This is a genomic window from Persicobacter sp. CCB-QB2 (assembly GCF_001274635.1).
GTDB classification, from domain to species: Bacteria; Bacteroidota; Bacteroidia; order Cytophagales; family Cyclobacteriaceae; genus Persicobacter; species Persicobacter diffluens.
This window is the reverse complement of sequence record NZ_LBGV01000001.1, coordinates 623,727-636,116: the sequence shown is the minus strand read 5'-3', so window position 1 is coordinate 636,116 and position 12,390 is coordinate 623,727. Positions and strand designations below refer to the sequence as shown.

The 12,390-nt window shown below is 42.5% G+C and carries 6 protein-coding genes; all 6 read right to left on the bottom strand.

The window, feature by feature from the left end; all coding sequences use genetic code 11:
* Positions 1-51: 51 nt before the first annotated feature.
* The gene (locus NG22_RS02980) at positions 52-1,668 is read right to left on the bottom strand and encodes an alpha-amylase family glycosyl hydrolase (protein ID WP_072159020.1); all 1,617 of its coding nucleotides are present in this window, start codon (positions 1,666-1,668) and stop codon (positions 52-54) included.
* A gap of 287 nt (positions 1,669-1,955) precedes the next feature.
* A complete protein-coding gene (locus tag NG22_RS02975) occupies positions 1,956-3,845 on the bottom strand; it encodes an alpha-amylase family protein (protein ID WP_053404340.1) in 1,890 nt (629 codons plus the stop codon).
* Between the two features lie 651 nt (positions 3,846-4,496).
* Positions 4,497-5,564 (bottom strand): class II fructose-bisphosphate aldolase, encoded by a 1,068-nt coding sequence (gene fbaA / locus NG22_RS02970; RefSeq protein WP_053404339.1) that lies wholly within the window; start codon positions 5,562-5,564, stop codon positions 4,497-4,499.
* A gap of 230 nt (positions 5,565-5,794) precedes the next feature.
* Positions 5,795-9,325 (bottom strand): alpha-amylase family glycosyl hydrolase, encoded by a 3,531-nt coding sequence (locus tag NG22_RS02965; protein ID WP_053404338.1) that lies wholly within the window; start codon positions 9,323-9,325, stop codon positions 5,795-5,797.
* A gap of 301 nt (positions 9,326-9,626) precedes the next feature.
* The gene (locus tag NG22_RS02960; RefSeq protein ID WP_053404337.1) at positions 9,627-10,709 is read right to left on the bottom strand and encodes a SusE domain-containing protein; all 1,083 of its coding nucleotides are present in this window, start codon (positions 10,707-10,709) and stop codon (positions 9,627-9,629) included.
* A 27-nt stretch (positions 10,710-10,736) separates the two neighbouring features.
* Positions 10,737-12,377 (bottom strand): RagB/SusD family nutrient uptake outer membrane protein, encoded by a 1,641-nt coding sequence (locus NG22_RS02955; RefSeq protein ID WP_053404336.1) that lies wholly within the window; start codon positions 12,375-12,377, stop codon positions 10,737-10,739.
* Between the last annotated feature and the right edge of the window lie 13 nt (positions 12,378-12,390).

Sequence of the window (12,390 nt, the reverse complement as noted above, 5' to 3'; positions counted from 1 at the left end):
CCAGGACAATTCCCTGGCATACAAAAAAACCGGGGGCCTCCCCCCGATTCCTTATTTCTTTAAAATCAAAGTCGAATAAGCTGCCAATTCAATGCTATCGTCTTTAACCTTATTGTTCTTCGTATCCAATACCACTTTGCTGAAATCCCCGGCTTTGAAGTTCAGGCTTTCTGTCTGGTCTCCCAGGTTGTGGAATACCAGTACCTTTTCTCCTTGATAATCACGTTCGAAAGCCAAAATTGCTTTTGAAGCTCCTTCCACCTGAATTGTGGTCATTTCACCCATATTCAAAGCATCTTCCGCACGGCGAACATGCATCAGGTTCTTATAGTGATTCAAAATGGAATTCGGATCTTTCTGCTGAGCCGCTGCGGTAGCCACGGTCTCAAAAGTAGTGTATTCTGCTTTTCCCCAAGTAGTATTTTCTTTAGCATCTTTTGCCCAAAGGAAAGGCTCACGAATCAACTCATCTGGCTTCAATCCACGCATTCCGATCTCTTCCCCATAGTACAGGTAAGGAGATCCCGGGAAGGTCATCAGAATGGAAGCGGCCATTTTGGCTTTATCCATATCGTTTTCTAATACCGACATCGCACGATTCTGATCGTGATTGGTAATGAAAGTAGCATCTACATAATTTGGCTGTACTGCCTGATATTTGGCGCTAATCGCATTGTAATTATCAATCAGACCTGTTCCGTCCGCATCTTTACAAGCGTCCGTAATGGCATAACTAGAATCAAAGTTAAACAACGACTGAAGCCCCTGCAAGTATGGCGCTACGATATCAGAATCCGCCCATACCTCACCGACCAAATAAACATCTGGCTTCACCGTCTTCATTTCATTGTAGAATTCCACCCAGAAAGCGTGGTTTTTCTCTTCCTCATGGTCAAAAATGTGCTTGGCTGCATCCAAACGGAAGCCGTCAATTCCCATTTCAGCCAACCACCATTTACCAATTTCAAATACGGCCTCTTTTACTTCCGCATTATCATAATTGATATCTGGCATATGATCGCCAAAGTAGCCGTAGAACAGCTCTTTATCTTCTTTATTATAAGGGTTTTGATACCACTGAATAATATTATCCGAATCCCCCTGTGCCTCTTTTGCCCAGTGAATGGAAGCCTTTGCCTCTTTTTCTGTCATCCAGTCAAAATAGTCACGGTAAGGGTTTTTCACCTTTTTGCCATTCTCATCGGTGATAAAATCCCCCTTCGCAGACTCCTTAAACCACCAATGCTCATGAGAGGTATGGTTAATGATGAAGTCAATCACCACGCGAATATTTCGCTTGTGCGCTTCCTCTACGAATTTTTTAAACTCCTCTTCTGTACCATAATCCGGGTGAACAGATTTATAATCCACCACATCATACTTATGATAAGAGGGTGACTTCATAATCGGCATTAACCAGATGGCCTCAACACCGAGGTCAGCTAAATAGTCCAACTTAGAAGTCATTCCATTAAAATCCCCGATGCCATCGCCATTAGAATCTGCGAAGGACTGAACAAAGATTTCGTAGGTTATACCTTTTGGCCAATGTGAGGGTAAATTTTCAGGCGTGGCCGCCGCCTGTTCCGATACTTGATTTCCACCACAGGCTACTGTCAATAACGACATCAAAGCGACAGAAAAAATATTGCGGATTCTTTTCAACATAGGGGGGCTGTTTTAAGTAATTTACAGAATAAGCTCCAAAAATTATCAATCTCTTGAATTATTAATACAAATATACCTCAATTTTAAGGAAGCCAAAAAAGCCGTCAAAATCCAGCGATATAACTTTACGCAAACGGTTGCTATTGCTCTTGGACTGCTAAAAAAGGTGACTTTCATCATTATTTAATCCCTGGAAAACTGCGGTTCATTATTAAAAATAAAAAGCCGTACCCCTGAGTAAACTCAAGCATACGGCTTTTCTTTTCATTTATTCCTAATAATCAATTTTACAATTTGAAAATAAAGGAACCCAAAGGCGCTAATTTCACATTGAATTTACCTACCCCATTCTCCACTTTCAGATCAGCTGAAATCTGCTGATACAACTGATCCATCATGGTCACTTTATCCCCATCTTTTAAGCCCCAGGCTTTAACAATTTCGGCAGGCAACTGAATTTCCACTTCCGCTCCCTGCGCAGCATCAAAATTATTCACCACTATCAGTTTTTCCTGATCATCCCAACGCACAAAGCTGTGCAGTTTATCACCATAATCAGCGGCATTCTGGCGGTTGAAGGCATGGATATCGGCATACTCACCCATTAGCGCGCTGCTGTTCTTGGTGAAATTCAAAAGGCGAACATAGAAATCACGAAGACCTTTTTCCTCCTCGGTCAACTGCCCACCATCAAATTTACCGTCATTGACCCAACGCTGGTGATGAGGAACACCAAAGTAATCGAAGATCGTCGTTCTTGAATTGGTACCGAAACCAGCATCTTCTGCCGCTGGCTCCCCTACTTCCTGTCCGAAATAAATCATGGTTGGAGAAGTGGAAATTAAAGCGGAAACCACCATAGCGGGCTTACCTTTCATCATATCACCTGCAAATTCCGGCGCGGCAATACGTTGCTCATCATGATTTTCCAAAAAGTGCAACATGTGGTGTTCGATATCTGCCAAACCGCCCTGAATTGGCGCCAAATTATCCGTACTACCGTGCCCCTGCATGATATGCTTCAACGTATCATAAAGCTCTACTTTGTCATACAGATAATCCATTTTACCTAAGTGGATATAATTACGGTATTGCGCTGGATTATAAACCTCTGCCACCAAAAAGGCATCCGGATTCGCATTTTTAATGGAAGAGTTCATATAAGACCAGAACTCTACCGGCACCATCTCTGCCATATCAAAACGGAAACCATCCACGCCCATTTTTGTCCAGTACAAGGCCACATCACGAAATTTAGTCCAGGAAGATGGCACTTCCTTATCCTGCCAGAAAGCATAATGATCTGCTGCCGGCTTTTTGTCGAATCCTTCAGGAAGCGCTGAGAAGTCATAGGTACCGTCCGGGCGAACACCATAGTTGATTTTCACAGTCTCATACCAATCGTGGAAATGAGGCTGCGCTTCACGAGAACCATTACCGGTCCATTTAGCCGGATTTTCATCAAATTTGCCATCCGAGAGCGCATGTTCATCTCCTCCAAGCGGCTTATAGTTATCCAAAGGCGCTGGTACTTTGAATGATTTTCCCGGAATATAATAAAAGTTATTATCCTTCTTATAATCCACAGAAGTATCATCACTAACGCCGAAACCTTCTGCCTCTTTATTCAAAGATTCATATTTACGGGCAACATGGTTCGGAACGATATCAATAATCACTTTCATTCCATGTTTGTGCGTACGGTCCACTAAAGCCTTAAATTCCTCCAAACGCTTCGCCGGATCTTCAGCCAAATCCGGGTTTACATTATAGTAATCCTTCACGGCATAAGGAGAACCTGCACGGCCTTTTACCACATCCGGATCATCATTAGAAATACCATATTTTGTATAATCAGTAATTACGGCATGATGTGGAACTCCGGTGTACCAAACGTGTGTTACGCCAAGATCCTTAATTTCTTCCAGGGCTTTGTCTGTAAAATCATTGAATTTACCGACCCCATTTTCTTCAATGGTTCCCCATGGTTTGTTGGTGGTATTGGTATTTCCGAATAAACGGGTAAATACCTGATAAACCACTGCTTTTCCTTCACTGGTTTGCATAGTGGTGGTTTTCTCTGTATTGGATGTCGTGGTTTGCTCTTTATCAGCACCTCCACCACAAGCGCTAAAGCCTAATGCCAACGCGCAAGTCCAAATCATCGCTCTTTTCATAGGATAGAATATAATGGATTCTTCTAAATAAAATTCAAAACTGAAATTTCACACGAAGGCGAAATTTTTGACCGAGCGGTCATTTTCCTACTATTGTAAGCAGGAAATTATCAGGAAAGCACAGATGCCGGGATTAAGCTAATTTACTGAAAAACAAACAGGTTGGGGAAATGTTGATTTTCATAGCCAATACTTAATAAAGATACAAAAAATTAAACGATCCATACAAATCGTAATCCGACATCCCAGAATAATGTTAATGTAAACGATTGTTATGAATATTCGCACAATCAATTGCATTTAATAACCGGTTTCTTTCAGACTTTATCCGCATTATTCACCGCTTGATGTAGAGGGTCGCGTTCAGATCTAAGTTGTCAGATTAATTTGAGTAGTTTTACTGATTATTTAATACCCAAATTGGGGGGAGCTTGCTCCCTCCTTACCACACACCTTAGTTGGGAAATACTTGAAATAAAAAATATCCCTTCATGTTTCCCACCTAGCAGCGAAATGAGGATTTAAGTATGAATAATTCGAGTTAGGCACGCATAGTTCGACTTACATCAAGCAATTACAGAAAAAATGGCCACAAAAAAAGCCCGGGCAAAATACCCGGGCTTAAAATTTATTTTTTTGGAATAAACCGAATTATGCGTTACGGTTCATGCAGTTCAAATCAGCGAATGCTTCTTCCAAACGAGTTACGAAAGACTCCTGAGCAGTACGCAACCACTTACGAGGATCGTAGTGAGACTTGTTAGGCTCATCAGCACCTTTAGGGTTACCGATTTGTCCTTGCAAATAAGCTTCGTTTGCTTTGTAGTAGTTCATCACACCTTCCCAAGTAGCCCACTGCATATCGGTATCGATATTCATTTTGATAGAACCGTAACCCAAAGCTTCCTCGATCTTAGCTTTCTCAGAACCAGAACCACCGTGGAATACGAAGTGTACAGGGTTAGTTTCAGGAGTGTTGTGCTTCTCGTGGATATAAGCCTGAGAGTCACGCAAAATAGTTGGAGTCAACTTCACGTTACCTGGCTTGTATACACCGTGTACGTTACCGAAAGAAGCAGCGATAGTGAAGTTAGGAGAAATTTTCAACAACTCAGTGTACGCGTAATCTACTTCTTCAGGCTGAGTGTAAAGACGTGACTCATCAACATCAGAGTTATCAACACCGTCTTCCTCACCACCAGTGATACCCAATTCGATTTCCAAAGTCATACCCATTGGCGCCATGCGCTTCAAGTACTCAGCAGAAATAGAAATGTTTTCTTCCAATGGCTCCTCAGAAAGGTCGATCATATGAGAAGAGAACAATGGCTTACCAGTCTCTTTGAAGAATTGCTCACCAGCATCCAACAAACCGTCGATCCAAGGCAACAATTTCTTAGCACAGTGGTCAGTGTGCAATACAACTGGAACACCGTAAAGCTCAGCCATCAAGTGAACGTGCTTAGCACCAGCGATAGAACCTGCGATAGCACCTTTTTGATCAGCGTTACCTGCTCCTTTACCAGCGATGAATTGCGCACCACCGTTAGAGAATTGAACGATTACAGGAGAGTTTACTTTTGCAGCAGTCTCCAAAACTGCATTGATAGAATCAGTACCGATAGTGTTTACTGCTGGAAGCGCAAACTTATTGTCATTTGCATAACGGTAAAGTTTCATCAACTCTTCACCGAATAATACTCCTGGTTGAAATTTCATGATAATGTATTTATTAAACTGAATAAGTCTTTATGGCTGCAAATTTAGGGAATTTTGTGGTCATAGGTATGATACAGGTCAGACTTTATGAAACAGTCTGAAAATTCAAAAGTATTATTTCAATTAAAATTTAATTTACTCAAAGAATGGGTTTTACGGAAGTGATTGAAATACAAACAAAAAAGCCTCAGTAAGGAAACTGAGGCTTTTCAAAAATTATTTTTAACTCATCAAAGTTTAATTACTTTTCTAACAGATCGCTTACTTCCCTGTAATATTTCAACAAAGAAATATCCAGTTTGATAAGCGGAAAGATCTATTTGTAGGCGATCGCCTTTTTGCACCTTGGTGGTGTTTTGTTTCAACAGTCGCCCCATAGCATCTAACACTCGCACTTGCAGCTCTTCTCCGGACCACTGCTCACTACTGATAAATAGCGGGCCATTCGTTGGAACCGGGTAGATCAAAAGGCCATCTGATGCAGCTTCCGAATCCGACACAACCGTTGCCTTAAATGGGCCAAAATCCTCGGTTTGCATGCCACCGTCTTTGGTCTTCACTAAAAACTCGATGCCATCTGCCATGATGGCAGCCTGAGATAAATTATAGTAGTCTGCGGGCACCATTTTCATTTCGAACTGCCCGTTCCCTAAACTGGTTAATTTCGCGGCTTCACCCGAAGCCCCCCAATCACCATTAGGCACGTCTTCTTCCTCATCTCCATTATGCCAGGCCCATAGATAAAGATCTTCCTCCTGACCAATAGCCAAACCGGACAGATCAAAATTAATGGTGATCTCTTCATAAGCCCTCCATGCTTTAGGGTTAATGGAAACGCGTTCCACCTCCACGGACAGAATACCATTCTCCTCCTCTTTGGACAATCCCTTATTTCCCTGGTCATCTTCAAAATAAACCTCTACAGCAACTAAGTCATCATCTTCGGACAGTCCAAACAACTCCATAGGATTGAAGGAAGCAATGTAGCGTCCACTATCCTCTGTCATATCGACACTCAAAAATTCCCCTGCATTTCCACCAATCTCCATGACAGGCGCCACCATCATTTTCACATTTTCAGCATCAATTAGGTTTGCGTTTCCGCCTTCAGGGTAAAACGTCACCTCTGCGGTCTCTTCTTTTTTGAAAGATGCCGGATTTACGGAAAAGAATGGCAAATCATTATTAATCAATCCCGTCTCGGGAAATTCAATTACTTCACTTACATATACCTGAAAGTTTCCAGGGCCCAATAATTTCTTATCTTCCTGACCGAATACCACTTCATTGCCGCCATTGAAATACTCATACCAGGTACCTGCCGAAGGAAGATCTGCCGCTCCTACCTCTGCTGCCTGCATGCCAAAGTTACCCACTACATGAACTTTCAGGCCGGTTTCTGACATCAACTGAATGGTTTTTACTTGCTGATCACCGCCCAGTTTTAGCTGCGTGTTGGCTTTCGTGGCCTTGTACAAGGCTGATTCATTTCTTAAATCGAATAGGGCCTTATACACTTTACGCAATTTTACTCGCTCTGCGTTATCATTATACTCCCAAAGCACCGGCTTCTCTGCCGTACGGTAATCTCCGCTGATTTCCCCGTCTTTTTCAATTTGATTAATGGAAACATCATAGCCTAATTCCCCGAACTGCCATACCATTTTTGGACCCGGTACCGGGAGGAAAAAAGCGGCCAATAATTTTTGACGGTCAATCGAATATTTGTCCTGCTTCAAATCATATCCATGAAGTGCCTTTCCATGATAATCTGACTCAAACTTCATGCGTTCCTCATCGTGACTCTCCATATAGGAAACCAGGGCCATATTATCACCTAAGCTTCCGTTACCATCACGACGACCATAATATTGATCAATCAAATTAGCGCCATCACCTTTTGCAGCATTAGCGAACTCATGATGAGGCCCGGCGCCCGTCCAAAGCAACATACCTTCTTTGGCAAGTTCCGCTTCCTCATCCCAATCAGTCAAATGTTCCAAAATCACATAGGCATCCTCATCCTTTGCCTTAATCACCGCATTCATACGCTTCAAAATATCCACACGGTCCTGATCATAGCGACTTCCCCACATATCATCTCCCTCCTTCACATGGTTGGTAAAACCTTTGGTAAAGTCAAAACGGAAACCATCCACTTTGTATTCTTCCATCCAATAGGTATTCACCGAGTCCACCAAAGCCTGCGTCCACACGCTTTCGTGATTGAAGTCTACGCCCCAATTTAAATCAGCATCCGGGAAATTTCCTTGTGGATTGTACCATGGGTTATCGGCGGTTGGGTCTCCATAATCGCCCTCATTGTACATTCTGTTGAAAGGAGAAGAGTGAAAGGTGTGATTCAATACCATATCAATCACTACAGCCATCCCTCTTTTATGCGCCTCATCAATGAAGGTTTTCAGATCATTTTTATGACCGTACCATTTATCCACTGCAAAATAAAAGTTCGGATTATAACCCCACGAATTATTGCCTTCGAACTCATTCACCGGCATCAACTCTATACAATTCACCCCCACAGATTCTAAATAGTCAAAACGGGCGATAGCGGCTTCATAAGTTTGCTCTTCGGTAAAGTCGCGAATATGCAATTCATAAACGACCAAAGACTCCGATGCCGGTTTTTGGAAATTAATGGTTTCGTTTGACCAATTAAATTCCGTTTGTCCTGTCTGAAAATAAGAGGCACGGAACTGCGTCTTTTCTTCCGGATAAGGCTTTAAGCCGGGATAGCGTGCTTCATCAATATACTGATCATCAAAATCAGAAACCTTATCGGTGTATGGATCTGCGATTTTCACACTACCATCCATCAGGTATTGATAAATATATTCCTCTCCAGGGGTCAGTCCGGTCACCTCTAACCACCAATAGTTGGCAGTATCGGTCTCATAACGTTTCATGGAATATTGATCCTGAACTTCCCAATCAGTTTCTTTAAAATCCCCGATCACATACACAAATTCCTTTTGTTTCAATGGGTCCACTAAAACAAAGGTCACTTTGGTATCATCATTCGCATCGTAATTCGGCCCCAATTTCAGGCCTGCGGGTAATTCGGCATCTACTACATCAGGCTTCACAAAGATCTCCAATTCCTTTTCAGAAGATTGATCCTCAGTTTCCGCTGAAGCGAAAAATTTATAGGCACCGGAAGCTTCAGGAATAAATTCATAGGTAAGTATCTCCTCTGCATCTACGGATGCCAACTCTCCCGCTGAATTACTAATTTTCAAATCCGCTTCCTCATTAGGTATCGCAGTCAAGATCACGCTCTCTCCAATTTCCACCGGACCACTTACGCTGGCTGTAAAATCCAGACTTAAAACGCCTGCTTGCTCTACATCAAAAAAGACATCTGAGGTTTGCCCGTCATTCCAATCTCTTCCTTTCAGGATAATTCCCATTCGAGAAATCTGATCGGCTGAAGCCCCAATAAATTCAGTAGGCACGAAAGTAATCGTCCAAATATTCCCTGCTCCCTTGGTCCATTTTGCTGCATCCTGTGCATCTGTAGCAGGATTGACATTCGTTGCTGCACCTGCCCCATCCGGCACCCAAACCCAGGCCCAGGCTTCGGTCAGGCCCTCCAAAGAAGCATTACCGGTTACATCAGCAGTAAATGTTACTTCATCCGTAGCTTTAAACTTCTCAGGGCTGGCCGTAATAGTTTGAGCACTTACACTCTGAGAAAGAAACAGGAAAAATCCAATTAAAAAGTATAAGGTTTTGTTCATAAGTATTCCATTTATAAAAATAACTAATTCAATATCTCATATTCCTTAATTTTCAACCCTTTTATGTGCGCGTTTTTGCGAATATTAAAACGCAAACGTTTGAACTCTCTGTTTTTCTTACAACTCAAAGACTCCCCATAAGGCAACGTATTCCCCCACTTGCCTCCCATTTTTTCTTACCCAACAAAAACAAAGGGTACACTTTTTTCCCTTAAAAATTAAAAAAGTGACAAAATGGGCTAAAACGAAACAAAAAAACCGCCCAAAGAGGACGGCTTTTTTATTGAAGTATTCACAGTAATTAGTTTTTTGTAATCGTAAAGGAATACTGACCGTCCAGTGTTTTCTTCACATCAAGAATAATGGTATAATTCCCTGCTTCATCAAGGTTAAAATTATCCCCACCAAAGCTTAAGCCTCCAGAACCATCATCTCCCAAATTCACATCCCAATTATCATCCAACCTGAATTTCCACGGACCAGCATTCATATCGGTAGTCAGCGAATAAGTAGAATCCGACTCATTGTAAGCCATAGGTCTACTGGAATTCCATCCCGTCTCAGGGAAAGCCTCTCCAATAGCTCCCCAAGATGTTTGGGTAAGGGTATATTCTTTTGTGGTCCAATCCACATCAATTCGATAGTCTCCGGCGGGACCTGGTAATATTATGGCTGCCGGATCACCTCCATCCTTCGGATCTAATACACCATCAGGTTCATTATCTCCCCATTGGGAATCCCAATTCCCTTTTTGCGTCAAGATCTTGAATTCCTTTGCATCAGCTATATCCCCACTATTGACAGCATAAAATGGCATCACACCTGAATATATTCCTTCATTTCCATCGATGGTTGTTCTGTCGTCAGCATTGTTCCACCCCTGGAAGCGACCAACGATTAATAGCTCAACAGGGAAGGCCGCCGGATCATTCCAGGTAGTTACAGTAGTTGAAACCGCATTGGACATTAAAGTATCCACACCAGGCACAAGCGCCTGAATGATGATATCAACATTAGTAGGCGTTTCAGCCTGAATTCCGGCTAACACCAAACCAATATTCAATTGTTTACTGGTGGACTCCCAATAAGGAGTAGTTACTGTCCCTAAGGCCTGTGCATTAGCAAAGTCCCCACCGTCAGGATCCATAAATACGGTATAATTCGTAATAATTCCCACACCTAAATCTGCTGGGGTCCATTCCCATCGAATAGTATCTCCGGAATTTTCCTCCGTCAGGACAATAGACTCCGGGAGATCAATTACAGGAGCAGTTCTATTGTCAGGACCGTTGACCCTTGGGTTGGAGCGGTCATCATCATCATTGCAGGACACTAATCCTATGGAGAAGGCTAGCAATCCAAAAATTAAAAATTTTATTTTCATAGCTTTGAAATCTCTTTAAATAATAGCCTAGTAACCAGGATTTTGCTTAAGATTCGGATTTGCATTCACATCCGTACTTGGAATAGGCATCAAGTTGTATCGTGAACTAACCGATGTACCCGAAGGAATTCCTCCCTTAAATGCCCATACATAATTATCCCCAACAAGCTCTCCAAAGCGGACCAAATCTGTTCTTCGGTGCCCTTCCCAATAAAGCTCTCGTGCTCTTTCTTTGATCAGAAAGTCCTTAGGATCAGTAATGGAATTAACTGTACTAGCCCCACCTCTTGTTCTAATCTCGTTAATACGCCCAATTGACGCAGCCGAGATCGAACCATTAATCCGCCATTCTAGTTCAGCAGTCATTAAATAAGCATCGGCCAAACGAAATACCGGGAAATTGGTGTCCGCAAATCCCTCTGACAAGTTGCTACCATCAGAACCATCCTGTTTCTTATTCTTAAATTTAACCACCGCGTAACCTTCAGTGAATTGATCCTGATTTTGAATTTCCTTTGATTGCCCCTCTGTAAAAAACAATGCACGCCCATCGTTAGGGGAGTCTACTTCAAAATAATCCACAAATTCAGGGGTGGTCCTATTTCCTCCCCATGCATCAGCGGTTCCGTAATCGGTCTGATCCATCGCACCACCCATGGAAGCATTAATAATATAAGTGGTTCCTCCAAAGGTTTTGGCATTCAAGCCGTCAAAGGTAAATGCCCAGATAATTTCATTAGAGGTCAGCTGATTGTCGGCCAGAAACAATGCTTCATAAGCGGAATAATTAGGGCCATCCGTAGTGTATAAAGAATATACACCCGCATCATAGAGTCTTTGAAGGATTTGAAGTCCCTTTTGATATTCACCATTATCTTCAGATCCCAGATAAACGGCATGATTCAAATACAACTTCCCGAGCAGCATATAGGCTGCTGCTTTATCTGCCTCACCAAAGACTGCTGCTTCGGCATCTGGCAGTACATTGGCATTATCCTCCGGATTATCTCCAATAATGGCCAAAGCTTCGGATTCAATGTATTCATATAATTCTGGACCACGCACATTTTCCCCTGCCGGAAGTGGAAGAAAGGCACCGACTTCATTGGCTTCCGTAACGAAGGGCACACCGTTGCCAAACAGATCTAAAGCATGCCAGTAAGAAAAAGCTCTCAGGTATCGGGCTTCAGCAATGAACTCAGGAACGCGTTCAAAACCTTCCTGGCCTACAAATCTGGAGGCCTGCCGGATAAATTCATTAGCCAGTGAAACCTGATAAATTGCACGATAGTAGAATGACCGGATAAATTCATTACCATCTCCCCAAGTCATCTGACTGACTTTTGGCAAATTACCATCATTCCAGCCGTTAATTACTTCTTCGGTGGGCAATTCCTGACACACAAACAATCCTCTCAAGTACTGGGAGTGACCTTCATCAAAACCGGACAAATCCCCCTGCCCGGCAGGTCCTTGTTGACCGGAAACCGAAAATCCGGCATAAATTTTTGCAAGACCTTCACGAAGGTCATCTTGAGTTTGATATACTTTATCAGCTGTATTCAGATTTGGATCAATTGGTGTAACATCCAGATCGGAAATACAAGAGTCAAGGCCTAACATCAGCACAATGGCCAGAAAGGCACCAGTTATTTTTTTCATCATCATGGTTAAGCTAAGT

What these genes read in the sequence shown, in the direction of transcription:
- NG22_RS02980 (WP_072159020.1), bottom strand. Translation starts at nt 1,668, where the DNA reads ATGTTGAAAAGAATCCGCAATATTTTTTCTGTCGCTTTGATGTCGTTA.
- NG22_RS02975 (WP_053404340.1), bottom strand. Translation starts at nt 3,845, where the DNA reads ATGAAAAGAGCGATGATTTGGACTTGCGCGTTGGCATTAGGCTTTAGC.
- fbaA (WP_053404339.1), bottom strand. Translation starts at nt 5,564, where the DNA reads ATGAAATTTCAACCAGGAGTATTATTCGGTGAAGAGTTGATGAAACTT.
- NG22_RS02965 (WP_053404338.1), bottom strand. Translation starts at nt 9,325, where the DNA reads ATGAACAAAACCTTATACTTTTTAATTGGATTTTTCCTGTTTCTTTCT.
- NG22_RS02960 (WP_053404337.1), bottom strand. Translation starts at nt 10,709, where the DNA reads ATGAAAATAAAATTTTTAATTTTTGGATTGCTAGCCTTCTCCATAGGA.
- NG22_RS02955 (WP_053404336.1), bottom strand. Translation starts at nt 12,377, where the DNA reads ATGATGATGAAAAAAATAACTGGTGCCTTTCTGGCCATTGTGCTGATG.